The sequence below is a fragment of the Cryobacterium sp. TMT2-18-2 genome (assembly GCF_004402245.1).
Taxonomy (GTDB): domain Bacteria; phylum Actinomycetota; class Actinomycetes; order Actinomycetales; family Microbacteriaceae; genus Cryobacterium; species Cryobacterium sandaracinum.
Map to the genome: position 1 here is coordinate 1 of NZ_SOFU01000033.1, position 25,833 is coordinate 25,833.

Sequence of the window (25,833 nt, forward strand, 5' to 3'; positions counted from 1 at the left end):
CCCCCGGGATCAGCTGGCCTGAAGCCATGCGCGCCTGTTCCTCGGCCGTGGGGAATGCGGGCGCCGCGTGCGCGGAGAGGTAGGTGTCGAAGAGGGCGTTCATGATGCCGCGGAGTTCCGCGGTGACGCCGCCGCGGAGCGGATAGAGACCGTCACGGAAGAGCCCGAACCCCACAGTGCTGCGGGCCTCGGCGACGGGCTCGCTCGGGGCGGTGCCGTCGGGATCGAGGCGGGCCTGCCACTGCCCCGCCATACCCCGCACCAGGTCCGCGGGAAACGCGACCCCCTCCCCGGGCAGCCCGCGGGTTTCCTCAGTGAGGGCGCCGGTCGCACTGGCCACCAGGGCACGTTCGGCGGTGCCGAGGTCGTCGGGCGCGACGCGGGCCGCGACCTGGTCGAGGGCCGTGACGATGTACTCGGCCGCATCCACGCCGAGGTCCCCGGCAGTGAGGGCGCCGGCCACGGCCGGGTAGTAGGGCGCCAACATGCTGGTGCCCGCCCGGCGCGCGGTCACGTTCTCACCCAGACGCACCCGCCGGTTCGCCTCACGCGACGAGACGCGGCTCAGACGGATGATCAGGTCGATGCCGCTACTCGCCCCGTTCTTATACGCCAGGGACTCCTGACCCAGGATACGGCGGCACCGCACCGAAATATCAGCGGCAGAAGCAACCCTGGCCGCATCGACCCGGCGGCCGAGGTCTTCGACCATGCCCAGCACCATCATCGCGTCCGCCTCACCCAAGAGCGAAAAAGACACCGAATCCAGCACGGCCGCGGCCAGGTCACGCACCTGCTGCAACTGCCGCACGAGCGAGAGCACCGCCTGCGGTGAGGCGGTGGGGTGGTACGGAGTGGGGGCCCCAGCCATGCCCTAATCGTATCTGTGTACTAATCTGCAGTCAAGAGATTCCGCACGAATGTAGAAAGTAATTCGGTCAGCGCAGGAGTGGCGGGGAGCTCAACCGCGGATCACGCCACTGGGCTCCACCGCCGCTACCCGCTAGAAGTTCGGCAGGAACTCCTGCCAGACCGCCCGCCGCTCAGCGCGCGGATCCGATTCGATGCGATCGACCTCGTCGATGATCAGAGTCAGCCGGTCCGTTTCCGAGTAGGTCGGCCAGGTGTCGTCGGGCCGCCCGGTGCAGGCGAAGCGCAGCCAGCGCAGGCGCATCCGTTCGCCCGCGTTGATGAAGAGTTCTCGACCGCGGAGCAGGCTCATGGCCCGGGCCGTGGGGCCGTCGACGTGGTCGAACAGGGCGAACAGCTCGATTCCGTGTGTGGCGCCGATGCCCAGCATGTGCGTAAGCCGCGGGGCCAGGTCGAACCGGTACGTATAGACCGGAGCGACCCGGGAGTGAAAGTCGCCGATCTGAAGGCTCGGGTACCAGAACACGAAATCCCCACCGAAGTCCGACGACGACCGTTTTGCCGGCAGGCTCGCGTAGACGGAGCGCATCGCGTCGTGCGAGCTCACCGGGGCGTGGTCGAAGATGGCCGCGATACGCGTCGGCGACTTCGGCAGGATGTCCACCCGGCCCCGGAACAGCGACCCCTCCCGCTCGTTGGTACCGATGATCAGCGGCACCCGGTGCGCGGTCCCGTGTCGGAAGGCGTCGAGCGGCCGCTCGGGCAGGAAATGCCCGTCGATCACCGGGATCATGCAGAAGGTGCCCGGGTTGGCATCCGGCGTGCGCGCCTGCAGCGCCACGGCCGCCTGGGTCAGGTCGGCTATCGCGGCGGTGGTCAGCAGCTCGTTCGGCGACAGGGCGGAGGCGTCCGGCCGCTGGGAGCGCAGCTCCGCCACGAACTCGGCGGCCCAGCCGTCGGTCAGTGAGTGCGAGAACGACGCGCTGGTCGAGGGACTCTGCGCGATGGTGCGGGTGAACAGCCCCGCTGCGGAGGGCGTCGCCATCAGATGGAGCACCGCGTTGGCGCCGGCCGATTCCCCGAACACGGTCACGTTGTGGGGATTCCCCCTAAAGGCACGGATGTTGTCGTGCACCCACCAGAGGGCGGCCACCTGGTCGCGCAGCCCGAGATTGCTCTCGAGGGGCCGCTCCGGTGTCGAATACCGGGAGAAGTCGAGGTAGCCGAGGGCACCCAGCCGGTAGTTGAAACTGACGTAGACCACCCGCCCGGTGCGCACGAAACTTTCCCCTCGGCTGGTGAATCCTGCGAGGAGCCCACGCTGTAGCCACCGCCGTGGATGAAGACCATCACCGGGCGGCCCAGCCGCCTCCGCGACGCCGACGCCGGCCGAAGCACGAGAGGCGTCTCGCACGCCCTCCCACGGGGCCACCGGCGCCACCTCGCGCAGGGTCGCGGTCGTGGCGTCCTCACTTCGGGCGCGTCGACGCCGCTATCGGTACTCCGGGTTCGGCTGGAATCCGAACCGCTCGCCCTCGTCCCACTCCTCGCGGAGGTTCCCGTAGGCGGGGATGCCGCCGTTTGCCTTCAGCATCGCCGCCAGGTGCATCAGGTTCCAGGTCATAAAGGTCACGTTGCGGTTCGTGAAGTCGCTCTCCGGCCCCCCGGAATCCGGGTCCAGGTAGCTCGGGCCCGGACCGATCGCGCCGATCCAGCCGACGTCGGCCGTCGGCGGAATCGTGAAGCCGATGTGCTGCAAGCTATAGAGCACGTTCGACGCGCAGTGCTTCACGCCGTCCTCGTTGCCGGTGATGACGGCCCCGCCCACCTTGCCGTAGTAGACGTACTGACCCTTGTCGTTCAGCTCCCCCGACATGGCATAGAGCCGTTCGATCACGCGCTTGGTGACCGAGCCGTTGTCGCCGAGCCAGATCGGCCCGCCGATCACGACGATGTCGGAGGCGCGCACCTTGTCGAACAGAGCGGGCCAGGCATCCGTCGCCCAGCCGTGTTCGGTCATGTCGGGGTAGACGCCCGAGGCGATGTCGTGGTCGATGGCCCGGATGTTCTCGACGTGGACGCCCTGCTCGTGCATCAGGTTGATGCTGAGGTTCATCAGGCCCTGTGTGTGGCTGATTTCGGGGCTTCGCTTAAGGGTGCAATTGATGAACAGGGCCCGAAGGCCGGCGTATTCGAAGGATGCCTGGGTGTTGCGGGTCGCGGTCATGGTGTCAGTTTTGCACCGGCCCCAGACCTCGTCTAGGGCCACACCGGAGCCCGCGCCCTCCGGATCGGGCCTTCGATCGGGCCGCGAATCGGGTTAACTGGGAGAGTGATTTCCAGAGAGCATCGGGTTCTGATCGTGGCCATTCTGGCGTCGTTCGTGGCGTTCCTGGACGGCTCCATCGTCACGGTCGCGCTGCCGGCGATTTCGCGGGAACTCGGCGGCGGCCTGGTGCTGGCGCAGTGGGTGGTCGACGGCTATCTGCTCTCGTTGGGCGCCCTGATCCTCGTGGCGGGGTCGCTCTCGGACACGTTCGGCCGGGTGCGGGTGCTCCGCATCGGACTGATCTGGTTCGGGATCGCCTCGCTGGCCTGCGCGGTGGCACCGTGGGGGAGCGCGCTCGTGCTCGCCCGGGTGCTGCAGGGGATGGCGGCGGCCCTGCTCGTGCCGAGTTCTCTGGCGCTGATCACCTCCACCTTCTCCGGGGCGGCACAGGGGCGAGCGATCGGGGCCTGGACCGGCTGGACGGGCATCGCGGGCATCATGGGCCCGGTGCTCGGCGGCATCCTGGTGGACACGTTCAGCTGGCGCCTCATCTTCGGGCTCAACGTGATCCCCATCGTGGTTACCCTGGTGCTGCTGGCCGGCCTGGACGAGCCGGTGCGCACCCGTCCGGCGGCCCCCATCGACGCGTGGGGCGCCAGCCTGGCCGCGCTCGGGCTGGGCGGGCCGGTCTTCGCCCTGATCGAGCAGGGGCGGCTGGGCTGGGCCAGCCCGGTCGTGTTCGTGCCGCTCGTCGTCGGGCTGCTGGCCTTGGCGGGGTTCGTCTGGTGGGAGGCGCGCGCGCCGCATCCGATGATGCCCCTGAGCCTGTTCACGATCCGCAATTTCGGCGTCGGGAACCTCGCCACGGTCGGCGTCTACGCGGCGCTCAGCCTCGGCTTCTTCGTCTTCACGGTCTATTTGCAGCAGGTTGGCGGCTTCTCGGCGACCGCGGCCGGTTTCGCCGGCATCCCGGCGACGCTCATGCTGCTGCTCTTCGCGACACTGTTCGGCACCCTGGCCGGTCGCTACGGACCGCGCGCGTTTATGACCGTGGGCCCGATGGTGGCAGGAGCCGGATTCTTGCTGCTACTCGGGGCGGTGCCGCCGATCGCGCTCTGGTCGCAGGTCGTGCCGGCCGTCGTCGTGATCGGCCTCGGCCTGGCCATCACCGTGGCTCCGCTGACCTCCGCGGTGCTCGGGTCCATCCGGTCCGAGCAGGCCGGGATCGGTTCGGCCATCAACAATGCCGTGTCCCGGGTGGCCGGCCTGGTCGCGATCGCCCTGGCTGGGACGATCATCGGAGCGACGCTCGACGTTGCCGGATTCCAGCGCGTGATGGTCGTCGTCGCGGGCCTGATGTTCGCAGGTGGGCTGGTCTCCTGGCTCGGAATTCGCACTCCGGTCCCGGTTTCCGCACCAGAGCACCCCGAATAGCTGTTATAGTTTTCAAGTTGTCATGGGGCGCTTAGCTTCGAGACAGCCTGCGCTCGTAGCTCAACGGATAGAGCATCTGACTACGGATCAGAAGGTTGGGGGTTCGAATCCCTTCGGGCGCACATCTGGACCCCCGCATTCAGCAGATTGCGGGGGTTTCCTGTTTGTCCGAAATTCACGGGCGTCGGCACCCGAAAAAACGCGGTCTCTCGCAGCGATAGAGTGAGAAAGTGCTCACCCGCCTGGTTCAAATCTCCCGACCGGTGCTCTGGGTCAACACCATCGGAACCACGGTCATCGCCATGTGGCTGGTCGGAGATTTGTGGCGGTGGGAGATTGTTCCGCTGCTCCTCTGGGTGACGCTGCCGTTCAACTTGCTGATCTACGGTGTGAACGACATTTTCGACCAGGAAACGGATGCCCGGAACGCCCGCAAGGGTGGCCTCGAGGGGGCCCGCATCGTCGGCTCGGAAACCCGCGCCATCGTGCTCGGAGTCGTGCTGACCAACGCGCCTTTCGTGGCGTATTTCCTCGCTACGTTGCCGGCGGCGGCGCTCGCCTGGATCGCCGCGTACATCGTGATCTTCATCTTCTACTCGGCACCCCCGCTGCGTTTCAAAGCCCGGCGCTACCTCGACTCGCTCAGTAACGCCGCCTACGCTTTCCCGCTGGTCTTCGTGCCTCTCGCCCTCGGCGAGTCACCGGTCTGGGCGACGGCGATCGGACTGATGGCGTGGAGTGTGGCCAAGCACACCTACGACGCGGTGCAGGACATCGACGAGGACCGTGCAGCCGGAATTCGAACCACTGCCGTTCATCTCGGCGCGCGCGGCGCCGTGGTGTGGAGCGGCGCGTGGTGGGCCCTGTCCACCGTGGGTTTTGCGCTGATCAACTGGCCGGTCGCCATGGTGAATGCGCTCATCGCCGGCTGGCTGGTGGGGTCGCTGGGGCGCAGCCCCACGCCGATGACGGCCCGCCGAATGTACCGCTACTCGATTGCGTTCCCCTACGTCGCAGGTTCCGTCGCCGGGGCCCAGCTCGTGGCAGTTTTTTTGCTCAAGGAGCTCCTATGACACGGTCCCGCAGGAAGACGAACCTGACCCCGCAGCGCATCGTCGTGCTCGGCGCGGGAGTCGGTGGGCTCACGGCCGCCGCGCTGCTGGCCCGCGCCGGCCATTCGGTGACGGTGCTGGAGGGCTCCGACTGGATCGGTGGCAAGAGCCGACGACTCGAAATCGACGGGCAGCACGTGGACACCGGACCGGCGCTGGTCACCTTCCCTCTGGTCTGGGAGGAGCTGCTGGCCCGCTACGACGCGCTCGGCGCCCGCCGCTCTGTTCCCGCCGAAGCCGCCGCGGTGGCCGCGGTGACGTTGCGGAGACTGCCTGAGGTGGGCCGGTACTTCTACCGGGGAGCGGACGCCGTCCTGCCGGTGCCCGCCGGTCACCCGTGGCACGAGGCCTGGACCCGGTTCGAAAAAGAACACGGTGGCCTCGGGCCTCAACTCACGAGCATGCTGACCGCCGACCCGGCCGATCCGGCATCGCTGCCGGCCGTACGCAACGTGTTTCGGCTCTACGGCACCCGCCTGACCACGCGCAGCTTTCTCGACGGCCTGAGCTGGATGCCCGAAGGCCTGCGTGAGGTTATCGCCATCCACACCCTCAATGCCGGTGTCTCTCCCCGGCGGACCCTCGCACTGTACGCGAGCATGCCGGCGATCATGGCCAGGGACGGCGTGTGGGTTCCCGAGGGCGGTGTGAACGAGCTGCCGCTCGCATTGCACCGGCTCGCGTTGAACGCCGGCGCGGTCGTGCGCATTAGCGAGCCCGTCACAGCCGTGTCGAAAGGGCTCGTGACCACGGCCACGGCGACGCATCCGGCCGACGTGATCGTGAGCGGGCTCGACCGTGGGGTGCTCGACGGGCTGCTCGGCGTGCCGCCGGTCCGGCCACGGAAGCTGTCCTGCTCCGGCGTGGCCATCTATGCCGTGCTTGAGACCTCGTTGCCGGAGGGCACCGCCACTCATTCCGTCGTGTTGCCCGACGACCCGGCCGCCCTGCACCGCAGTCTCGATGCCGGGGCTGTGCCCGAGCAGACGATGGCCTTCCTGAACTATTACCGGCCGCACGAGGTCTATGCCAACGACCGGGCCACAGTGGCGGTGCTCCTCACCGCGCCCGCTGACGGCCACCGCTATGACCTTGACAGCCCGTGGGTGGCGCGTGAGGTCGCGCGGGTCAGCGCCGCCGTGGGCCTGGACCGGCCGATCAGCGAGCTGTTCCGTGATCACGTCGTGCTTGATCCGCGGTACTTCGCTGGCTGGGGCTCCACCGGGGGTGCGCTCTACGGCGCCACCAACCCGCTCTGGCAGAGCGGGCCTTTCCATCGCCCCGGGTACACCAGCCGGGCACGCCCGTGGCTGTGGCGGGTGGGGGCATCGGTGCACCCCGGCGGCGGTATACCGGCCGTGCTCGGCGGCGCCATGACAGCGACCTACAAGCTGATCGGCCGCCTCGACGCCCGCTGACCGAGGAGTGACGGCCGCCGGATCAGCGAACGGCCAGGTCCGGCCGAGGCAGATGCGCCGACTCGCGGCGCATATTGGTGCGATCACAGCCGAAGCAGGTCAGCACGTAGACGGGCAGGGCGCGGTGCGCGGCGTGCGCCAGGTTCGGCGTCAGGCGAGCTATCGAGTGGCAAAAAGGACACGTGATTCACATGGCTGAAGCTCCTGATCTTGTACCCGCCACGATCTGCAACGCGTGTTTCGAAGTTGACTCAGGTGATGTCGGCGCAGTACGCCCTTGACCTGGCCGGATGCGTGTGCCGCACCCTCCGGCATCCTGTGCTGCGAGGTTCGATGTGCTCGATCATGAAGTCCGTGCCGGGGAACAGGATGCTCTCATGGCCTTCGCTGAACCGCACGAGGTAGGGAGGTTCGCCGTCAAGCCCGCGAACCTCCACGATGTCACCGTGCCGGTCCGGTGCTTCCACCGTCTTTTCCTCGGATGACGACCCGGTCTCCCTGCGCTGCATGCATAGGAATCACCTCCTCGCGGATTACCGTACGCCCGCTCGCGCGCCCTGCACAGGGCAGAGAGAGGCGGCGCGCCGGGTTCCGTCAAGGCGGCGCAACCTGGGCGGCGCAGGTCAGTCCGCGCCATGCAGGCGATCGCAGAGGGCGGTGAGTTGCAGGAGCTCGTCGGTGCCGAGCGTGTCGCCGATGCGGTCGGTGATGGTGCCCATGTGCTGGACAGCGACCCGGCGGAACAGGTCGAAGCCGGCATCCGTCAGTTCGATCAGGGCGCCGCGGCCGTCAGTAGGGTCGGTGTGCTTCCGCACATAGCCCCGCGCGGCCAGCCGGTCGACCAGACGGCTCACGCTCGGCTGGGTCAGCAGCACCTGCCGATTCAAATCGCGGAGCCGCAGGCGCCGGCCGGCGGCCCGGGACAGGTTGAACATCACGTCGTACTCGTTGAACGAGATGTTATGCGCCGGAAAATCGGCGGCCAGGCTGCGCATAATGGCAACCTGGGCACGAAACAGTGATTCCCAGGCGGCCACGGCCACGGCTCGATCGGTCACGCTGCCTCCACACATCCTTGATCTCCAAGAATAGGGACTCGGCATCGGGCCGCCTCCCCCACTCGTGGGGATTTGTACAAAAAAAAAGAATGACAAACAAGTGGCGCTTCGTTACGCGTTCGTTATATATTCGAAGTGCGTCAACCGTTTGCTGTGGCGGAAGACGCGAAATGTGATTGCAGGACACTCTTGGTGCAAGGGAAGAGGGCTGGTCGTAGCTACTACGACCGGCCCTCTGTCACGCCATCGCCGTCGAATTGTTTTGCGGCGTCGCTCCCGGAAGGCCAGAACCGACCGCAATTTGTGGATGCTGTTCATCCCAGGCGGAGCGCCGTGCCCGGTGTTGGACCAATTCGACGGAGATTCTGGTCTGAAACTGCTTTTCGGAGTATTGCGGGGACGACTTGGCCAGAATCTCCGTCGAATCCGTTCGAGGCGAGTCGCTGAATGGCCCCGGAAACCCCGATCGGCGAACCCTCAGCGCCCGTGGCCGGGGGAATCAGACAGCGGGAAGCTGGACGTTAGAAGACGTCCGGACTCGGCGTGCTCGATTGGCGGATCGACACATCAGCGTGCCGGTCGAAGCGGTAGCCGACCCCGCGCACGGTGCGCACGATGTCTTCGTAGCGGCCGAGCTTGGCGCGCAGGCGACGCACGTGCACGTCGATGGTGCGCTCATTCGGCGCGTCTTCCTCGTCGGAGGCGTTCCACAGCTTGGCGATCAGTTCGGCACGCTCGATGGTGCGGCCTTCGCGGAGCACCAGGTACTGCAGCAGCTCGAATTCCTTGTAGGTGAGCGCCGCGGTCTCGCCGTCGAGGATGACCCGCTTGCGGGAGATGTCCACCACGACGCCGCCGAGTGCGCGGTCGGGGTCGTCCGCCACAGTGCGGTGCCGGGCCAGCGCAGTCGGGTCCTGCAGGGCGAGGCGCACGACGTCGACGTCGCGTCCACCGGCTCCGGCGGGCGCCAGTGCGACCGCGGCATGAGTCTCCGCCGTCGGCGCGATAGTTCCGGTGAGGGCTTTGAGCGCCTCGACGATGCGGCTCAGGCTGGTCCCGGCCGCGGCGGCCGTGGCCTCGTCGATGCCGACGTAGAAAACGAAGCCACGGGCCTGCGTGCCCTCGGGCACGGCGCGGATGCGCGGTGCGGCGGGCGTCGGGGCGGCGTGGCGTTCGAGGCGTGCGGCCTGGGCTGAGCGGGCGGTGTCAATGTGGGCAAGCGACATGAGAGTGATCCTTGGCTGGGGTAGTGCAGGTGAACCCGACGCTGAGGAGCGGTTCCAGGTTCGAAGAAATTCGGCCGGTGAGAGGCCTGGAGGGAGCCAGAGGGGCTCCGAAGTTCAACCAGCCGGCCGCGTGAAGTCAGCGGGGCGGGAACTCGGCGAGGTGTTCGCTGCCTAGCGGGACATTCGGCAACACGCGCAGCAGCTGCCGGGCATCATCATGCCGGCAGTCCCGGGGGCCTCGGAGGAGGTCTGGGGGCGTGCGCTCGTTGTCATAGTTGCGAGTAAAGCCCACTGTTACGGCGTGTGTCAATTCTGTAACCAAGGATGACGCCGTGTGACACGCATCACGTTCGGTGGCTCCGCGGTGGATCGGAGGATCCATGGCGGATCGCGAAACCATGAAAGTATCCATGATCAAATCGAATTCGATCAAAGATTCTTGAATATGCGGGGCAACGGCGCAGGGCATGTCGCAGGACCTGCAATGTCCGCCGCCCCGCGGAATTGATGCTCGCTCGGGCTAGACCACTCCGTAGAGGCGGTCGCCGGCGTCACCGAGGCCGGGAACGATGTAACCGTGCTCGTCAAGCTTGTCGTCGACGGCACCGAGAACGATGGTCACTTCGCGGCCCTCGAGGGCCTCCTCGACCGCGGCGAGCCCCTCAGGCGCGGCGAGGATGCAAATGGCCGTGACATCGACGGCGCCGCGGTCGAAGAGGAACTGGATGGCTGCGATCAGCGAACCGCCCGTGGCGAGCATCGGGTCGAGCACGAAGCACTGGCGGTCGGAGAGGTCGTCGGGCAGGCGCTCCGCGTAGGTGGTGGGCTGAAGGGTCTCCTCGTTGCGGGCCATGCCGAGGAAGCCGACCTCTGCCGTCGGTAGCAGCTTGACCATGCCCTCGAGCATGCCCAGGCCGGCGCGGAGGATCGGCACGACGAGCGGCTTGGGGTCGCTGATCTGCACGCCGCGGGCCTCGGAGACCGGGGTCTGCACGGTCACGTCCTCGACTCGCACGCCGCGGGTCCCCTCATAGGCGAGGAGGGTCATCAGCTCTTCGACAAGTGACCGGAAGATCGGCGACGGCGTGTTCTTGTCTCGGAGTACCGTGAGTTTGTGGGTGATCAGGGGGTGGTCGGCTACGTGGACTCGCATAGGCTCAATCTACTAGTCGGGGAAGGGAGCGTAGATGGGCGAGGTCGATCGCCGGCACAGCGAATGGATGCGGCTCGCGCTCTGCGAGGCCCGTGCTGCCCTCGAAACGGGGGATGTGCCCGTCGGTGCGGTGGTGCTGGACCCGTCCGGCCGTGTGATCGGCCGCGGACGCAATGAGCGCGAAGCGCTGCAGGATCCCACCGGCCACGCCGAGATCGTCGCCATCCGTCACGCTGCCGCGGCCCTGGGGGACTGGCACCTGACCGGCTGCACCCTGGTGGTGACGTTGGAGCCCTGCGTGATGTGTGCGGGCGCGATCCTGGCCGCACGGGTGCCGGTCGTGGTTTTCGGCGCGTGGGACGAGAAGGCGGGCGCCTCCGGATCGGTCTATGACGTGCTGCGTGACCGCCGGCTCAATCACCGCGCTGAGGTCTACGCCGAGGTCGACGCTGACGAATGTGGGGAACTGCTCAGGGCGTTCTTCGCGGACCCAGCCCGTCGAGCCATTCGCTGAACATGGACCGGGAAGCGCTCTGCATGCCGTTGGAGTAACGTTCGCGTTCGCGGCGCAGGTCGCCCACGTCGAAGCCCTCGGCGGACACCTCAGCCTCCGAGGCCTCCAGCCACACCTCGTGCATCTCCTCGGTGACCTCCGGGTGGAACTGCACGGCCAGCGCCCAGTCTCCGATCCCGAAGGCCTCATTGCCGTACTGGGGGGACCCGGCGAGCCGTGTCACCCCGTCGGGCAGGTCGAACGTGTCGCTATGCCATTGGAAGACGGGGACGCCGCTGACGTGTCGCAGCGGGGAGGTCGCCCCGGCCTCCGTGGGCTCCACGGAGCGGTAGCCGATCTCGTTCGTCGGCCCACGGTAGACGCGGGAGCCCAGAGCGTTCGCCATCAGCTGCGCACCCAGGCACACGCCGAAGACGGGCAAAGAGGCGCCGAGCCGCTGCGTGAGCAGCTCGATCTCGGCGTGCAGCGTGGGGAACTCGTCGGCCTCGTAGACTCCCATCTCGCCGCCGAGAACGACCAGCAGGTCGGCTTCCCGCGGGTCGAGGGCGCGCACGTCCTCCCGGAGCGTGTCGACGTAGCGAATGGAGTAACCGTGCTCCCGCAGCACCGGTTCGAGGTTGCCGAGGTGGATCGTGTCATCGTGGCGCAGGACGACCGCGGTGCGGGTCACTCGGTGCCTTTGATGACGATGGTGTCGGTGGGTGGCGCGCGGCGGTTGGGGTCGAAGAACAGATCCGGCTCGAGGTAGATGACGCGGGCCGCCGGCACGGCCTCGCGGATGCGGGTTTCGACGGTGTTGATGCCCGCCGCCACCTCGGAGAAATGGCTGTCGGCCTCGAAGGCGATCTTGGCGGCGACGAGCAGTTCGTCCGGGCCGAGGTACAGGGTCTTGAGGTGGATGATCTTGCGCGTCTCCGGGCCGGCCAGGATGGCACGCTGGATGGCCGCGGCATCCTTCTTACCGGCGCCTTCGCCGACGAGGAGGCTCTTGGTCTCTACGCCGAGGACCACGGCGACCAGGACGAGCAGTATGCCGATGAACAGGGTGCCGATGGCATCCCAGACGGGCTCGCCGGTGATGATGGTGAGGCCGACGCCGAGGAAGGCGAAGACCAGGCCGGCGAGGGCGGCGACGTCTTCGAGCAGCACGACGGGCAGCTCGGGCGCCTTCGCGTGCCGCACGAACTGTACCCAGCTTTGGTTGCCGCGCACATGGTTCGATTCCCGGATGGCGGTGCGAAGTGAGAAGGACTCGAGGCCCATGGCGACCAGCAGCACCACGATGGGCAGCCACGGCACGTCGAGCGGGTGCGGGTCCTGCAGCTTCCGCACACCCTCGTAAAGAGAGAAGACGCCGCCGACGGAGTACAGGATGATCGACACCACGAACGCGTAGACGTAGCGTTCCCGGCCGTAGCCGAACGGATGCTCCTTGTCGGCTTCCTGCTTGGCCTTGCGACCGCCGATGAGCAGAAGCACCTGATTTCCGGAGTCGGCCAGGGAGTGCACGCCCTCGGCGAGCATCGAGGAAGAACCGGAGAATGCCCAGGCCACGAATTTCGTGATCGCGATCCCCAGATTGGGGAGGAGTGCCGCCACGATTGCCTTGTTCCCGCCCGAAGTGCTCATGGGGCAATCCTAGAACGCACGCCAGACGGACCCGGCACAGGGGGCGAAAGTAGACTCGTCGGATGACTTCGACTGCAACCACCACACTGCCCGCCATCGCGTTCCTCGGCGCCGGATCGATGGCGAGGGCCGTTCTGACCGGGCTGCTGAACCCTAACGTGACCGTTGAGGGCGGCATCCGGGCAACCAACCGCTCCACGGCGAAGGCCGACGAACTCGCAGGAATCCCCGGCGTCACCGCCTGGGCCACCGCCGACGAGCCCACGGCCAACCGCAAGGCCGTCGCCGGCGCGCGCATCGTGATCGTCGCCGTGAAGCCCGTCATGGTCCTCGACCTGCTGGCCGAGATCGCCGACAGTCTCGAACCGGGCACGCTCGTCATCAGTGTCGCCGCCGGCGTCACCATTGCGACGTTCGAGGGGTCGCTGCCCGAATCCGTGTCGGTCATCCGCTCGATGCCGAACACGCCGGCCCTCGTCGGCAAGGCCGTCACCGGGCTGAGCGCCGGCACGCGGTCCAGCGACACCGATCTCGAGCTCGCGAAGAAACTCTTCGGCACCGTCGGCGACGTCCTGGTCGTGCCGGAGGAGAAGCTCGATGCCCTCAGCACCATCTCCGGATCAGGTCCGGCCTACGTTTTCTACCTGATCGAGCAGCTCACCGCCACGGCGATCGCCAAGGGCTTCACCCCGGAGGAGGCCGCGGTCATGGTGAACGGCACCTTCCTCGGTGCGACGAGCCTGCTGGCGGCATCCGACCTGTCCCCGACGGAGCTGCGCCTCCAGGTCACAAGCCCGAGCGGCACCACCGAGCGTGCCGTGTGGGAGCTGGAAAAGGGTGGGATCAAGGACCTGTTCGACCGGGCGACGGATGCCGCACTCGCCCGGGCCCGCGAACTCGCCGGCCACTAGAACTCACCGGCGCCTAGAACTCCAGGGACGCGAACCGCTCGATGTCGGACTCGGTGCCGGAGACGATGATGAGGTCTTGGTCAGTGACGACCGACTTCTCGGTGGCGTAGGTGAAGGGGCGGCCCGGGCTCTTCACGCCGACCACGGTGACGTTGTACTTGCGGCGCAGCCCGGATTCGGTCAGGTTCAGGCCCCGGATCGGCTTCGGCGGGATCATCTTGACCAGGGCGAAGTCGTCGTCGAACTCGATGAAGTCGAGCAGTCGTCCCGACACGAGATGCGCCAGGCGCTCGCCGGCCTCCGCCTCCGGGAAGACGACGTGGTTCACGCCGATGCGCTCAAGGATCGTGCCGTGCGACTTGGAGATCGCCTTCGCCCAGATCTGGGGGATCCCGAGGTCGACCAGGTTCGCCGCGATCAGCACACTGGCCTCGACGGACGAACCGACGGCGCAGACGGCGATCGAGAAGTCCTGGGCGCCGATCTGGCGGAGCGCTTCGATGGAGGTGGCGTCGGCCTGCACCGCGTGCGTGACGCGCTCGGACCATTTCTGCACGAGGGAGGCGCTGTCGTCGACGGCGAGCACATCCCGGCCGAGACGGTCGAGCTGACCCGCGGTGGCCGCGCCGAAGCGGCCGAGGCCGATCACGAGCACCGGTGCGTCGTGTTTGAAGCGATCAGCCAACGATGGGCCTCTCTTCCGGACGTGAGAACAGCTGCCTGCTCTGGCTCGCGGCGAGGGCAGCCGCGAGTGTCACTGTACCAATTCTGCCCATGAACATGGTCGCCGCCAGCACGTACACCCCGGCGGGAGGCAGATCGCCGGTCAGCCCGGTCGACAGGCCGCAGGTGGCGAACGCGGAGATCACGTCAAAGAGCACCAGGTCCAACGGCGCCTGGGAGATCTGCAGGATCAGAATGCTGGACACGGCCACGGTCGTGGCACCCCACAGCACCACGCTGACGGCGAGCCGCAGGATGTCACTGGGGATCCGGCGGCCGAACGCCTCCATCTCGCTTCGTCCACTGGCCTCGGCGACGGCCGCCAGGAAGAGGATGGCCAGGGTCGTCACCTTGATGCCCCCGGCGGTGGACGCGGACCCGCCGCCGATGAACATCAGCATGTCCGTCACGAGCAGGCTCGACCCGTGCAGGTCGCTGACGGTGATGGTCGCGAAGCCGCCGGACCGGGTCATCATCGACATGAAGAGCGACTGGAAGATCGTGTCGCCCACGTTCAGGGAACCGAACGTCTTCGGGTTGTCGAACTCGAGCACGATGTACACGGCGACGCCGGCCACGAGCAGCGCCACCGTCGTGAAGAGGGTCAGTTTCACGTGCAGCGACCAGCGCCTGGGGCGGTACCAGCCCCGGGCGAGGGCGTAGATCACCGGGAAGCCCAGGCTGCCGAGGAAGGCTCCCAGCATCAGGGCGCTGAGGAACCAGTAGTCGTTGGCGAACGGCGTGAGGCCTCCGACGTTGGGCGAGAAGCCGCTGTTGGTGAACGCCATGGCGGAGTAGTACACGCTCTGCCAGAGAGCCTCGCCGGTGGGTGTCCCGACAGCCAGGATCCGCGGGAAGAGCAGTGCGGTCACGATCAGCTCAATCACGAAGGCGCTGATCGCGACCGTCACGAGGAGGTTGCCGACCTCGCCCAGGCGAATGGCCTGTCCCTCGTTGACCGGTCCGGCGTGGATTCGGGAGGGATTCGTGTCGCTGGCGGCCATCAGCCGGGCACGCAGGCCCAGGCGCCGGGAGATCACCATTCCCATCAGGGAGGCAAGGGTCAGAACGCCCACGCCGCCGATATTGACGCCGACCACAACTAGGACGTTGCCGAAGGAGGACCAGTGCGTCGCCATGTCCACCGTCGCGAGGCCGGTCACGCAGATCACAGAAACCGCCGTGAAGAGGGCGTCGTGCAGGGGCGTGATCGTGCGGTCTGCGGATGCGATCGGCAGGGAGAACAGCAGCGTGAACACCATGACCAGCGCCGTGAACACGAGGATGGCGAAGCGGGACGGCGAGCGGCGAACGAGGCCGTCCACTGAGTCCCGGACCCAGGCATACCAACTCGTGGGACGCGGCGCAAAGGCGGAATCCGCCACCCGTGTCTGCACTGAAACCTCCGACTCGCCCGCCGCGGACGGCTGTCGTCATGGTATCCCCACCGGGAATGACTAGCCTTGGGGAATGGCAGACATCTTCGGCGTAGTGGCGGATCCGACCCGACGCGAAATTCTACGCATTCTCCTCGAGCGATACAACCAGTCGAACGCGACCGGTGGAGAGCTGAGCGTGTCTGACATCGTCGACAAGCTCGGCCTCAGCCAGCCGACCATCTCGAAGCACCTGAAGGTGCTGCGTGAAGCGGGCCTTGTGGGCGTGAGAGAAGCCGGTCAGCACCGGTATTACCACCTGGACTACGCTCCGCTCGAGGAGATCGAAGACTGGTTGATCCCCTTCCTCAGTGTCGACTTCGACGCCACCGTCGAGGAGCTGACCGAGGAGACCGAGGGCTTGAAGGTGGAACAGCGGGCATTTGCTGCCGCCATCGGAAAGGCGTTCGCGGAGACGTCATACCAAATGGCGCATGCGGTCAAAGATGCCAAGCCCCGAAAGTGGCGGAAAATCGACTAGTCGGCGGCGTGTGAACGCACGAATGCGACCACCGCGTTGGAGAGTGTTCTTTTTCCGGTAGACTGCTATTTACCGTGTCTGTCGCGAATCCCGCGGCGAAACCAATTCTTTTGTGAGGTCCGTGTGGGTTCTGTAATCAAGAAGCGACGCAAGCGTATGGCGAAGAAGAAGCACCGCAAGCTTCTTCGTAAGACTCGCCACCAGCGTCGCAATAAGAAGTAGACGGTTCTGAACCGTTCGTAATAACTACCGGCGTAAGCGCTAGGCCCTTGGGGTCTAGCGCTTTTTGCTTGTCCGGGTGGCGGCCTTGATGCTTCGGCGCTTGAGGATCATCACCGGCCAGTGGCGGGCCGCGGCATAGCGGCGAAGGGTGGCATCCGGATTCACGACCACCGGATTGCCGACCAGGTCCAGCAACGGAATGTCGTTGTGGGAGTCGGAGTAGGCCCAGCAGTCGGCCAGGTCGACGCCGCTGCGCTCTGCCTGGGCGTTGGCGGCGACGGCCTTGCTGGCACCGTGGCAGACTCCCTCGGTGAGGCGGCCGGTGAAGATTCCGTCGACGGCCTCGAGCCGGGTGCCGACCGCGCCCGTGAGGCCTAGCCGTTCGGCGATGACGTCGGCCACCTCTTGGGCGGTTGCGGAGACGAGCCAGACCTCGCGTCCGGCCTTGAGGTGCGCACGGGCGACGGCGACCGTTTCCGGCCAGAGTCGCGGCAAGAGGCGGGCGTCGAAGATCTCCGTGCTGAGCGCGACGAGTTCGTCCCGGCTGTAGCCGACGACCACTTCCAGCGCGCGCTCCCGGATGCTCGCGAGGTGCATCCTGTTTTCGCCGACGTAGAGGAATCGGGCCTGCTTCCAGGCGAAGGAGAGCAGGTCGCGGCCGGTGACCAGTCGTCGCCGCCAGGCACCCACTCCGAGGTGGTACAGGCTGGCGCCGCGCAGGAGGGTGTTGTCCACGTCGAAGAACGCGATTGCGGGGGCGATGGTGTCTTCGGACATGTGTGCGGTCAAGTCTAGTTGCGTGTTGCGTCGGCGAGCCAGCATAGGCTGGAGCAATGGCTACTGCACTCCTCACCCTGATCGGCAAGCCCGGTTGTCACCTCTGCGATGACGCCCGGGATCTGGTCGGCAGCGTCGTGACCAAACTCGCCGACGACCCGTCCGCCCCCGACATCGTGCTCGAAGAGCGTTCAATTCTCGACGACGCCGAGCTGCACGCCCTGTACGTCGAGGACATCCCGGTGCTCCTGCTCAACGGCAAGGTACACAATTACTGGCGCATCGATCCACTGCGGCTGCGCACGGCGCTTTTGGCCGTGCGATGATCCGGCACATTGTCTCCTGGCAACTAGCCCCGGCCGACCCGGCCCAGAAGGCCGCCGCCGCGGCCGGGATCGCGGTCCGCCTGGAAGGGCTTGTGGGCGTCGTCGACGAGATCCGCTCCCTGCAGGTGGATTTCGACGTCGCCGGCGGCACCAACTGGGACGTCGTGCTGATCGCCGACTTTGACGACCTGGACGCCGTCAACCGCTACCAGGTCCACCCCGCGCACCAGGCGGCGGGAACCTTCATCCGTTCCGTCGTATCGTCGAGGATGGCCGTCGATGTCGTCGTCTGACCGTTCGGCTACGGCTCGAGGCGCGTCGGGCCGCGGAACAGGTAGGTGACCTCGCGGATGCTGGCCTGGTGCAGCATCAGCATGAGTACCCGCGCGAGGCCCATGCCGAACCCGCCGTGCGACGGAACGCCGTAACGGAAGAAGTCGAGGTAGCCCTCGATCTCCTCGGGGTCGACGCCCTTCTCCTTGGCCTGCTCGACCAAAATGTCGATGCGGTGCTCGCGCTGCGCTCCAGTGGAGATCTCGGTGCCATTGAAGATCAGGTCATAGCTCTTGGTGATGCTCGCGTCGCCTTCGTGGCGCATGTGGTAGAACGGCCGGATGCTTGAGGCGTAGTCGGTGAGGAAGACGAACTCGTGGCCGAAGGTCTCGAGCACGTAGGCGGCGATCCGGCGTTCGCCTTCGGGGTCCATGTCGTCGTCTTCGCGCGGGACCTCGTAGCCGCGGGTCTTGACGATCTCCTTGGCCTCGGCCAGCGGGATGCGCGGAAACGGCGTACTGGGCACGGTGACCTCGACCCCGAAGAGGGCCAGGACCTCGTCGCCGTGCTTCTCCTTGACGGCCGTGAATCCGGCGACAAGCAACTCTTCGTGCAGCCGCATGACGTCTTCGTGGCTGTCGATCCAGCTGATCTCGGAGTCGACGCTGGTGAACTCGGTGGAGTGGCGGCTGGTGAACGACGGGTCGGCGCGGAACGCTGGTCCGACCTCGAAGATTTTGCCGAAGCCGGCGGCCTGGGCCATCTGCTTGAAGAACTGCGGGCTCTGCGCCAGGTAGGCCTTGGTATCGAAGTACTCCACCTCGAACAGCTCGGCGCGGGACTCGCTCGCGCTGGCCATCAGCTTCGGGGTGTGCAGCTCGATGAAGTCATTGTCGATCCAGTACGTGCGCAGTGCGTGCTCGAACGTGGTCTGAAGACGGAAGATCAGGTTCTGCTTGGGCTGGCGCAGATCGAGGAAGCGCCAGTCGAGGCGCTTGTCCAGATTGGAGTCGGCCGCGATCGGGGTCTCGGGGATGGCGACCGTGACGACCTCGAGGGTCGCGAGCTTGATTTCGATGCCGCCGAGTTTGACGCGCTCGTCGTGCTTGAGCTCACCGGTGACGGTGACGAAGCTGCCCTGCGACAGGGTGGAGATGGTGGTGGCCGGTTCGTCGGCGACGACAATGCCGTCGGCATCCGTGGTGCGCGGGTTCACAAGCTGCACCGCGCCGGATTCGTCGCGCAGCACGACGAACTGCACCTTCTTCTGGTCTCGGACGGTGTCGACCCACCCGGACACCGTCACGGGTCCGTTGTCGAGGGCGGCCAGGTTCTTGATCACTATGCGCTCAGTCACCGGTCAAGTTTAGCCGCACGGCTCTCGGCGTATTCGCGGGTGCCCCCTCCGTAGACTGGAACGGTGGTAGCCAGACAGGTACATCTCGTGCGGCACGGTGAGGTTTTCAATCCCGAGCGCGTTCTGTACGGACGCCTGCCCGGATTCCGCCTCTCCGATCTGGGGGCGGGGATGGCCGAGGCCGCTGCCGCCGATCTGGTGGAGCGCGGGCGCCCCGTCGCCCGCATCATCTCCTCACCGCTGCAGCGTGCGCAGGAGTCGGCCGCTCCGATCGCGGCTGCTTTCACCCTTCCGGTCGACATCGACCCGCGCATCATCGAGCCGACCAATTTCTTCGAGGGCAAACGGATGCGGGGCGTGGGTGGGGCCCTGCGCGATCCCCGCAGCTGGCACGCGCTGATCAACCCGCTGCGCCCCAGCTGGGGCGAACCGTTCGACTCGATCGCGAAGCGCATGCTCGCCGCGATCGAGGATGCCTGCAACTCGGTCGACGAGGGGGACGTCGTGCTCGTCAGCCATCAGCTTCCGATTTGGATGGTGCACCGTGCCCTGGCCCGGCAGCCTTTGCCCCACGACCCGCGCAAACGCCGCTGCGACCTGTCGAGCATCACCACCCTGTCCTGGTCCGGTGGTCGCCTGGCCGAGACCGGTTACGCCAACCCTGCCCTGTCGCTGCAGGCCGGCGCCACTGACGTGGGGGCCGTATGAGCTTCCGTCCCCGCGTCTACCTCGGCGCTCTGATCGCCGTGGCGCTATTGCTGACCGGCTGTTCCGTCGACCCGCTCGCCGAACAGTACCGCGAAGGCAGCAGTAAGGGCTTCATCGCCGGTGACGGCAGCTGGACCGAGATCCCGGCCGCCGAGCGCGGCGATCCCATCTCCTGGAGCGGCGCCGACGAAAACGGCGACCGGCTCTCCAGCGAGGACTACGCCGGCAAGGTCGTCGTGGTCAACTTCTGGTACGCCAGCTGCGCGCCCTGCCGGGCGGAAGCCCCGGCCCTGCAGAAACTCAACGAGGAATTCGCCGGCACGGACGCCCACTGGGTCGGCGTCAACGTGCGGGACCAGGCCGCGAACGCCACGGCGTTCAACGAGAGCTTCGGCATTACGTACCCGTCGGTGATGGACGTCGACAACGGGAGCATGCAGCTCGCGTTCAGCGGCAGCATCCCGCCGAACGCCGTTCCCACCACCCTGGTGCTCGACCGGTCCGGCCGGGTGGCGGCCCGGATCCTCGGCGCGGTCTCGGAGCCGTCGATCCTCGAGACCCTTGTGCGGGACGCGATCGCCGAGGATTCGTAGGCGTGGACAACCCCTTCGGCGAGATCGTCTTCAGCGGCCAACTCTTCCTGGCAATCCCCATCGCCGTGCTGGCCGGGCTGGTCTCGTTCGCCTCTCCCTGCATCCTCCCTCTCGTACCGGGCTACCTGGCCTACATCGGCGGCTTCACCGACGGCAGCTCGACCGCCGCCCGCGGCGACCGCCGGGGCCGCAACCGGCTGCTGCTCGGGGTCCTGCTGTTCATCCTCGGCTTCACCCTCGTCTTCGTGCTGACCGGTGTCATTTTCGGGGTGGCCGGGTTCTGGCTGAACCAGTATCGCGATGTGATCACCCGCATCGCCGGCGTCGTGGTAATCCTGCTCGGCCTGGTGTTCGTCGGCCAGTTCGGTTTCGCGCAGCGCAGCGTGAAGGCATCCTGGAAACCGGGGATGGGCTTGGCTGGCGCGCCCGTACTCGGCGCGGTCTTCGCCGTGGGGTGGACCCCCTGCACCGGTCCCACACTCACCGCCATCAACTCCCTCAGCCTGACCACGGGCTCTCCCTGGGAGGGGGGGCTGCTGGCCCTGTTCTACGCGCTCGGGCTGGGCATCCCGTTCCTCCTGATCGCGCTCGGCCTCAGCTGGGCGACCGGTGCCGTTTCCTTCCTGAAACGGCACGTCAGGGCTATCAACCTGTTCGGCGGTCTTCTCCTCGTTCTCATCGGCGTGCTCATGGTCAGTGGCGTGTGGAACGCCTGGCTCCTCGACCTGCAAGGAACGATCGGAAGTTATGTCCCGGCCATCTGACCATTACGACGCCCCGGCCTCCGCGGGAATAGTGCAACCGCACCTCGGCTTCGCGGGCTGGCTGCGCTGGTTCTGGCGCCAGCTGACGAACATGCGCACTGCGCTGTTCCTTCTGCTGCTTCTCGCGATCGCCGCCGTGCCGGGATCCCTGGTGCCGCAGCGCAGCTCCGACCCGAACGGGGTTACCCAGTACTTCGCCGACAACCCGGACCTCGCACCGCTGCTCGACACGGTTCAGGCGTTCGACGTCTACTCGTCGGCGTGGTTCTCGGCCATCTACCTACTGCTGTTCATCTCGCTGATCGGGTGCGTCATCCCGCGCACCAAGCACCACTACCTCGCGCTGCGGGCCAAGCCGCCGCGCACCCCCGTCCGCCTGTCCCGGCTGGCCGGCTTCACGACGCGCATCGCTCCGGCCGGCACGGATGCCCCGGCCGCCGTCGAGTCCGCCCGCAGGCTTCTGAAGACCAGCGGCTACCGGGCGGCCGTCTTCGAGAATCGCGGGGAGACCTCGGTCTCGGCCGAACGCGGCTACCTGCGTGAAACCGGCAACCTGGTCTTCCACTTCGCTCTGGTCGGCATCCTGATCACCGTCGGTTTCGGTGGCGGCTTCGGGTTCAGCGGCCAGCGTGTGCTGGTCGAGGGGCAGACCTTCGTGAATACCCTGCTGGCCTACGACTCGTTCAACCCCGGCCGGTTCTTCAACGACACCAGCCTCACGCCCTACAAACTCACCCTCGACAACTTCGACGTCACCTACGAGGAGAAGAACCTCAAGGCCTACGGCCAGCCGATCGACTTCACGGCAGAGGTCACCATTTCCCCGCGGGGCGAGGCCGCAGAGGCCAGCCAGGTGAAGGTGAACGGCCCGGCCCGCACCGGCGGCACCGATGTCTACCTGCTCGGCAACGGCTACGCCCCCACCCTCACTGTGAAGGACCCGAATGGGGTGGTCGTCTTCACCGATTCCGTGCCGTTCCTGCCGCAGGATGCCAACCTCACCTCCCTCGGCGTGATCAAGGTTCCCGACGGGCTCGCCGAGCAACTCGGCATGATCGGCTTCTTCTACCCGACCCAGGCCACCGCGGATTCGGGGGCTTTCTTCTCCTCCTACCCGGACCTGCAATACCCGCTGCTGACCCTCAACGTCTACTCGGGAGACCTGGGGCTCGACGCGGGCGTGCCGACGTCGGTCTACTCGCTCGACATCGACAAGATGACCCAGCTCACCGGGGGCAAGACCGACGTGGAGTCGATCGAGTTGAAGCCGGGGGAGACCCGGGAACTGCCGAACGGCCTCGGGTCCGTCACCTTCGACGACGCCAACCCGGGCGCGCAGAACGGGGACTTCTCCGGTTCGGTGCTGCGGTTTGCCTCGTTCGACATCCACCACGACCCCACCCAGCTCTGGGTGCTGTCCTTCGCCGTTCTGGCGCTGCTCGGCCTGCTGACGTCACTGTTCGTGCCACGTCGGCGGGTCTGGGTGAAGGCCGTGCCGGAGCAGGACGGCTCCCTGCGCCTCGAATACGCGGGTCTAGCCCGGGGTGAGGACCCGACCCTGGAATCCGCCGTCAGCGACCTCGCCGATCGGCACACGCACCTGCTGTTATCCTCCCAATCGGCCACCCCGGCATCCGAACAGAAATAGGCTGTCATCGTGAATCTCAACGAGCTCTCCATTCTGAGCCTCTACTCGGCCATGGCGGTCTACGCTCTCGCGTTCATCGCCTTTTCCTTCGACCTGGCCAAGCGCTCCGCGGCGGTCACCTCCGCCACGGCAGCAGACGCACAGGTGCGGGCCGAGTCCGCGCGCGCGGAAACGGCCGGCGCGGCGGGCGGAACCACCACCCTCACCCGCATCAGCGCTCGCATCGCGAACGACGCCGTCACCCCCTACGGCCGCTCGGCCAGCCTGCGGGTGGGCGTCTCGCTCACCGTGCTGGCGTGGCTGATCCACCTGGTGTCGGCGGTGCTCCGCGGCGTGGCCGCCGAGCGCGTCCCGTGGGCGAACATGTACGAGTTCGCGATGACGGGCACCCTGCTGATCGTCTCGGTGTTCCTGATCGTGCTGACCCGCGCCGACCTGCGCTTCCTCGGCACCTTCGTCACCGGCATGGTGCTGGTGCTTCTCGGCATCGCGGCGCTGCGCTTCTACGTCGAGGTCGCGCCCCTGCCGCCGGCCCTGCAGTCGGCTTGGTTGGTCATTCACGTCTTCGTCGCCTCGCTGGGCACGGGCTTCTTCGCACTCGGGTTCGCCCTCTCCACCGTGCAACTCCTCCAGTTCCGGCGTGAGTCGCTCCTCGCGTCTGCGAAGAGCGGTCAGCTGCGGTTCCTGGCCACCCTGCCGTCGGCGGCCACGCTGGAGAACCTGGCCTATCGGGTCACCATCATCGGCTTCATCCTGTGGACCTTCACCCTCATGGCCGGCTCGATCTGGGCCGAACAGGCCTGGGGTCGCTACTGGGGCTGGGATACCAAGGAGGTCTGGACGTTCATCATCTGGACCCTCTACGCGGGCTACATTCACGCCCGGGCGACCCGTGGCTGGCGCGGATCACGGTCCGCCTGGCTGTCGATCATCGGCTTTGCAGCCGTCATGTTCAACTTCGGCATCGTCAACGTCTTCTTCAAGGGCCTGCACGCCTACTCCGGCCTCTAGGCCAGCGGGTCCTCGCCCCTGACGAATTCGACGGAGATTGTGGCCGGATCGCCTCCAGACACGCCGAAAACCCTTTTTTTGCGCAGAATCTCCGTCGAATTGGTTCAGTCGGTGAGCAGCGCGTAGCAGCGGGTCAGGCGGGCCAGCCACCAGTCACGCCGGTCGTCCGCGGCCGCGTAACGCTCCAGCAGCTGCGGGTCGGGGGTCACCCGCCGTACCGGAATGCCGCCGTCGACCGGCAGCAGCGGGTCGGTGGTGACATCGGCGGCAAGGAGCGAGGCCGTGCCGAGCCCGCAATCGAAGCTGAGTTCCGGAATCGCGGCGGCCAGGTGGGCGCCCATCGAGATGCCAACCGAGGTGTCGAGGGCGCTTGAGACCACGGCGGGCAGCCCGGTCTGGTTGATCAGCTCCAGGGCGGCGTGGATTCCGCCGAGCGGCGCGGCCTTGATCACGAGGATGTCGGCCGAGCCCGTGCGGGCCACCAGCAGCGGGTCCTTCGCGCGGCGTACGCTTTCGTCGGCGGCGACGCCGACGTCGAGGTAGCCGGTGCGGCGGCGGATCTCGGCGAGTTCCTCGATGGTGGCGCAGGGCTGCTCCACGTATTCGAGGTCGAACTCGTTGAGGGCGTGGATGGCGTGCTCCGCCTCATCGACGTTCCACAGGCCGTTCGCGTCGACACGGATGCGCCCCTCCGGCCCGAGCACACGGCGAACCTCGCGCACGCGTGCCACGTCGTCGGCGAGGGTCTGACCGGGGTCGGCGACCTTCACCTTGGCGGTACGGCAGCCGGGGAACCGGGCGAGCACACCGGCAACCTCGTCGGCGCTGACCGCCGGCACCGTCGCGTTCACGGGGATGCACTCGCGGAGGAGGGGCGGCGTGGCCTGCCAGCCGAAATCGAGGGCGGCCCGCAGCCAGGTGGCCGCCTCCGCGTCGTCGTATTCGGCGAACGGTGAGAACTCCGCCCAGCCTTCCGGTCCCTTCACGAGCAGGGCCTCGCGGGTGTCGAGTCCGCGAAACCGCGTCGCCAGAGGCAGGGCGACGACGCGGGCAGTTCTGAGCAACTCAGCAAGTGGTGGCAGCATGTTCCCAGTGTGCCAGCCGGGGGCTCTCCCGGGGAACGCCAGTCAGGTCAGAGCACGTCCTGGTTGAACGCCCCGTCCACCTCGAGATCGATGTCCGGGCCGTTGTGCGGCTTGACGTTGAGAATTGCGAAGGGGATGCCCGGCGCGATCAGCAGGTAGGCGTCTTCGAAGCGCCCGCCGCCACTGTTCACCCACAACCAGTAGGGCTTCCCGGCCAGGAACGCGGTCTCAACCTCGGTCTGGATGGACTCCAACGACCGGCCGCCTAGCGAGTACTGCGCGCCGCCGTAGACAATATCGACTCGGATCACGATTCGTCCTTCACCAATACTGTCGCGGGTCGGTGTGGTTCCGGCACGAGCTGGAGGCCGCCGGAGGAATTGGCCGAAAGCATCAGGGCTTCGATCCATTCGCGGTTGAGGCTGGGGGAGCGCCCGCCGAAATATTTGTAGGCCAGGGGTATCGCGGGATGCAGCCAGATCGTGCTGCGGCCGTCGCCGCCCTGGGGGTCGTCTCGCCACGTGAAATAGAAACACTCGCCGCGTCGCAACTTCGCTCCGATGACGACCTGGATATGGGCGAGGACCCGGTCGTCGAAATCTGCTGTCAGAGACGAGTTGTACGTGAGCTTGCCCATATATCCCCCGATGACAAAGTTGATAACGAGAATAGCGTGAAGTCGGCAGCACCGCTGCGCTCCGTTCAGGGGGTACGGCCGAGGTTCAGTCGCGCAGGTACTGTTCCAGGCACGGCACCTTCAGCAGGGCCAGCGCGCGCTTCTCGATCTGGCGCACCCGTTCCCGGGTCACGCCCTGAACGACGGCGATCTGGTCCA

General features: G+C 66.9%; 31 protein-coding genes and 1 tRNA gene. 15 read left to right on the forward strand and 17 right to left on the reverse strand.

Annotation, left to right across the window (positions count from 1 at the left end; translation table 11 throughout):
• The 3 genes from E3O22_RS10520 to E3O22_RS10530 all read right to left on the reverse strand — a co-directional run.
• Positions 1 to 871 (reverse strand): DUF222 domain-containing protein (locus E3O22_RS10520; RefSeq protein ID WP_134397098.1); only part of this gene is annotated, 871 nt, incomplete at its 3' end.
• A gap of 132 nt (positions 872 to 1,003) precedes the next feature.
• Positions 1,004 to 2,149, reverse strand: coding sequence for a carboxylesterase family protein (locus E3O22_RS10525; RefSeq protein WP_241976612.1), 1,146 nt, complete (start codon positions 2,147 to 2,149; stop codon positions 1,004 to 1,006).
• Between the two features lie 213 nt (positions 2,150 to 2,362).
• Complete coding sequence (locus tag E3O22_RS10530; RefSeq protein WP_134395403.1) at positions 2,363 to 3,097, reverse strand: flavodoxin family protein; 735 nt, start codon at positions 3,095 to 3,097, stop codon at positions 2,363 to 2,365.
• A gap of 105 nt (positions 3,098 to 3,202) precedes the next feature.
• Here E3O22_RS10530 and E3O22_RS10535 point away from each other — a divergent pair, with 105 nt between their 5' ends.
• The 4 genes from E3O22_RS10535 (at position 3,203) to E3O22_RS10550 (ending at position 7,103) form a co-directional block, all read left to right on the forward strand.
• Entirely contained in the window at positions 3,203 to 4,573 is a 1,371-nt protein-coding gene (locus tag E3O22_RS10535; protein WP_134395404.1) for an MFS transporter, read from the forward strand.
• 49 nt (positions 4,574 to 4,622) lie between these two features.
• Positions 4,623 to 4,695: transfer RNA gene (locus E3O22_RS10540), tRNA-Arg, on the forward strand.
• 108 nt (positions 4,696 to 4,803) lie between these two features.
• Positions 4,804 to 5,646 carry a UbiA family prenyltransferase gene (locus E3O22_RS10545; protein ID WP_134395405.1) on the forward strand — a complete coding sequence of 281 codons (843 nt, stop codon included), beginning with the start codon at positions 4,804 to 4,806 and terminating at the stop codon, positions 5,644 to 5,646.
• A complete protein-coding gene (locus tag E3O22_RS10550; RefSeq protein ID WP_134395406.1) occupies positions 5,643 to 7,103 on the forward strand; it encodes an NAD(P)/FAD-dependent oxidoreductase in 1,461 nt (486 codons plus the stop codon). The genes E3O22_RS10545 and E3O22_RS10550 overlap by 4 nt, the downstream gene beginning before the upstream one ends.
• 251 nt (positions 7,104 to 7,354) lie before the next feature.
• Here E3O22_RS10550 and E3O22_RS16760 read toward each other — a convergent pair whose 3' ends face one another.
• From E3O22_RS16760 to upp, 4 genes are all read right to left on the reverse strand, one after another.
• Positions 7,355 to 7,570 carry a DUF1918 domain-containing protein gene (locus E3O22_RS16760; RefSeq protein ID WP_370448473.1) on the reverse strand — a complete coding sequence of 72 codons (216 nt, stop codon included), beginning with the start codon at positions 7,568 to 7,570 and terminating at the stop codon, positions 7,355 to 7,357.
• A gap of 156 nt (positions 7,571 to 7,726) precedes the next feature.
• Positions 7,727 to 8,176: a MarR family winged helix-turn-helix transcriptional regulator gene (locus E3O22_RS10560; protein ID WP_134395407.1), complete on the reverse strand. Its 450-nt coding sequence runs from the start codon at positions 8,174 to 8,176 to the stop codon at positions 7,727 to 7,729.
• A gap of 506 nt (positions 8,177 to 8,682) precedes the next feature.
• Positions 8,683 to 9,387: a winged helix-turn-helix domain-containing protein gene (locus E3O22_RS10565; RefSeq protein ID WP_134395408.1), complete on the reverse strand. Its 705-nt coding sequence runs from the start codon at positions 9,385 to 9,387 to the stop codon at positions 8,683 to 8,685.
• Between the two features lie 520 nt (positions 9,388 to 9,907).
• A complete protein-coding gene (gene upp / locus E3O22_RS10570; RefSeq protein ID WP_134395409.1) occupies positions 9,908 to 10,540 on the reverse strand; it encodes a uracil phosphoribosyltransferase in 633 nt (210 codons plus the stop codon).
• A gap of 34 nt (positions 10,541 to 10,574) precedes the next feature.
• Here upp and tadA point away from each other — a divergent pair, with 34 nt between their 5' ends.
• Entirely contained in the window at positions 10,575 to 11,054 is a 480-nt protein-coding gene (gene tadA / locus E3O22_RS10575; RefSeq protein WP_134395410.1) for a tRNA adenosine(34) deaminase TadA, read from the forward strand.
• Here the strand turns inward: tadA and E3O22_RS10580 are convergent.
• On the reverse strand, positions 11,011 to 11,724 hold the full coding sequence (locus tag E3O22_RS10580; RefSeq protein WP_134395411.1) for a glutamine amidotransferase: 714 nt from the start codon (positions 11,722 to 11,724) through the stop codon (positions 11,011 to 11,013). The two genes, tadA and E3O22_RS10580, sit on opposite strands and share 44 nt — an antisense overlap.
• Entirely contained in the window at positions 11,721 to 12,683 is a 963-nt protein-coding gene (locus E3O22_RS10585) for a cation diffusion facilitator family transporter (protein WP_134395412.1), read from the reverse strand. Before E3O22_RS10585 ends, E3O22_RS10580 begins: the two co-directional genes overlap by 4 nt.
• 62 nt (positions 12,684 to 12,745) lie before the next feature.
• On the opposite strand from E3O22_RS10585, the gene proC reads away from it, so the two are divergent.
• Positions 12,746 to 13,594, forward strand: a complete 849-nt coding sequence (proC, locus tag E3O22_RS10590) for a pyrroline-5-carboxylate reductase (protein WP_134395413.1) — start codon at positions 12,746 to 12,748, stop codon at positions 13,592 to 13,594.
• A 13-nt stretch (positions 13,595 to 13,607) separates the two neighbouring features.
• On the opposite strand, the gene E3O22_RS10595 is transcribed toward proC, so the two are convergent.
• Together E3O22_RS10595 and E3O22_RS10600 are read right to left on the reverse strand one after the other, a co-directional pair.
• Positions 13,608 to 14,279, reverse strand: a complete 672-nt coding sequence (locus tag E3O22_RS10595) for a TrkA family potassium uptake protein (protein WP_134395414.1) — start codon at positions 14,277 to 14,279, stop codon at positions 13,608 to 13,610.
• Complete coding sequence (locus E3O22_RS10600) at positions 14,272 to 15,642, reverse strand: TrkH family potassium uptake protein (protein WP_241973518.1); 1,371 nt, start codon at positions 15,640 to 15,642, stop codon at positions 14,272 to 14,274. Before E3O22_RS10600 ends, E3O22_RS10595 begins: the two co-directional genes overlap by 8 nt.
• A gap of 145 nt (positions 15,643 to 15,787) precedes the next feature.
• Here E3O22_RS10600 and E3O22_RS10605 point away from each other — a divergent pair, with 145 nt between their 5' ends.
• Positions 15,788 to 16,234, forward strand: coding sequence for a helix-turn-helix transcriptional regulator (locus E3O22_RS10605; RefSeq protein WP_134395415.1), 447 nt, complete (start codon positions 15,788 to 15,790; stop codon positions 16,232 to 16,234).
• A 123-nt stretch (positions 16,235 to 16,357) separates the two neighbouring features.
• The gene (locus tag E3O22_RS10610) at positions 16,358 to 16,456 is read left to right on the forward strand and encodes a 30S ribosomal protein bS22 (protein WP_003792170.1); all 99 of its coding nucleotides are present in this window, start codon (positions 16,358 to 16,360) and stop codon (positions 16,454 to 16,456) included.
• A 54-nt stretch (positions 16,457 to 16,510) separates the two neighbouring features.
• Here E3O22_RS10610 and E3O22_RS10615 read toward each other — a convergent pair whose 3' ends face one another.
• A complete protein-coding gene (locus E3O22_RS10615) occupies positions 16,511 to 17,233 on the reverse strand; it encodes an HAD family phosphatase (RefSeq protein ID WP_134395416.1) in 723 nt (240 codons plus the stop codon).
• Positions 17,234 to 17,289: 56 nt separating this feature from the next.
• Here E3O22_RS10615 and E3O22_RS10620 point away from each other — a divergent pair, with 56 nt between their 5' ends.
• Complete coding sequence (locus E3O22_RS10620) at positions 17,290 to 17,559, forward strand: glutaredoxin family protein (protein ID WP_104170479.1); 270 nt, start codon at positions 17,290 to 17,292, stop codon at positions 17,557 to 17,559.
• Positions 17,556 to 17,852 carry a Dabb family protein gene (locus E3O22_RS10625; RefSeq protein ID WP_134395417.1) on the forward strand — a complete coding sequence of 99 codons (297 nt, stop codon included), beginning with the start codon at positions 17,556 to 17,558 and terminating at the stop codon, positions 17,850 to 17,852. The genes E3O22_RS10620 and E3O22_RS10625 overlap by 4 nt, the downstream gene beginning before the upstream one ends.
• Positions 17,853 to 17,860: 8 nt before the next feature.
• Here E3O22_RS10625 and aspS read toward each other — a convergent pair whose 3' ends face one another.
• Positions 17,861 to 19,174, reverse strand: coding sequence for an aspartate--tRNA(Asn) ligase (aspS, locus tag E3O22_RS10630; RefSeq protein ID WP_134395426.1), 1,314 nt, complete (start codon positions 19,172 to 19,174; stop codon positions 17,861 to 17,863).
• Between the two features lie 78 nt (positions 19,175 to 19,252).
• Here aspS and E3O22_RS10635 point away from each other — a divergent pair, with 78 nt between their 5' ends.
• The 5 genes from E3O22_RS10635 to ccsB are packed head-to-tail and all read left to right on the forward strand — an operon-like array spanning position 19,253 to position 23,913.
• The gene (locus E3O22_RS10635) at positions 19,253 to 19,897 is read left to right on the forward strand and encodes a histidine phosphatase family protein (RefSeq protein ID WP_134395418.1); all 645 of its coding nucleotides are present in this window, start codon (positions 19,253 to 19,255) and stop codon (positions 19,895 to 19,897) included.
• On the forward strand, positions 19,894 to 20,490 hold the full coding sequence (locus E3O22_RS10640; RefSeq protein ID WP_134395419.1) for a TlpA disulfide reductase family protein: 597 nt from the start codon (positions 19,894 to 19,896) through the stop codon (positions 20,488 to 20,490). Before E3O22_RS10635 ends, E3O22_RS10640 begins: the two co-directional genes overlap by 4 nt.
• 2 nt (positions 20,491 to 20,492) lie before the next feature.
• Positions 20,493 to 21,254, forward strand: a complete 762-nt coding sequence (locus E3O22_RS10645; RefSeq protein ID WP_134395420.1) for a cytochrome c biogenesis CcdA family protein — start codon at positions 20,493 to 20,495, stop codon at positions 21,252 to 21,254.
• Positions 21,238 to 22,902 (forward strand): cytochrome c biogenesis protein ResB, encoded by a 1,665-nt coding sequence (locus tag E3O22_RS10650; RefSeq protein WP_134395421.1) that lies wholly within the window; start codon positions 21,238 to 21,240, stop codon positions 22,900 to 22,902. Before E3O22_RS10645 ends, E3O22_RS10650 begins: the two co-directional genes overlap by 17 nt.
• Before the next feature lie 51 nt (positions 22,903 to 22,953).
• A complete protein-coding gene (ccsB, locus tag E3O22_RS10655) occupies positions 22,954 to 23,913 on the forward strand; it encodes a c-type cytochrome biogenesis protein CcsB (RefSeq protein WP_134395427.1) in 960 nt (319 codons plus the stop codon).
• A 104-nt stretch (positions 23,914 to 24,017) separates the two neighbouring features.
• Here ccsB and E3O22_RS10660 read toward each other — a convergent pair whose 3' ends face one another.
• From E3O22_RS10660 to E3O22_RS16765, 4 genes are all read right to left on the reverse strand, one after another.
• Positions 24,018 to 24,998: an o-succinylbenzoate synthase gene (locus E3O22_RS10660; RefSeq protein ID WP_134395422.1), complete on the reverse strand. Its 981-nt coding sequence runs from the start codon at positions 24,996 to 24,998 to the stop codon at positions 24,018 to 24,020.
• 47 nt (positions 24,999 to 25,045) lie between these two features.
• Positions 25,046 to 25,309, reverse strand: a complete 264-nt coding sequence (locus E3O22_RS10665) for a hypothetical protein (RefSeq protein WP_134395423.1) — start codon at positions 25,307 to 25,309, stop codon at positions 25,046 to 25,048.
• Entirely contained in the window at positions 25,306 to 25,635 is a 330-nt protein-coding gene (locus E3O22_RS10670; protein WP_134395424.1) for an ATP-dependent DNA ligase, read from the reverse strand. Before E3O22_RS10670 ends, E3O22_RS10665 begins: the two co-directional genes overlap by 4 nt.
• 85 nt (positions 25,636 to 25,720) lie before the next feature.
• On the reverse strand, positions 25,721 to 25,825 hold the full coding sequence (locus E3O22_RS16765) for a sigma factor-like helix-turn-helix DNA-binding protein (RefSeq protein ID WP_370448467.1): 105 nt from the start codon (positions 25,823 to 25,825) through the stop codon (positions 25,721 to 25,723).
• Between the last annotated feature and the right edge of the window lie 8 nt (positions 25,826 to 25,833).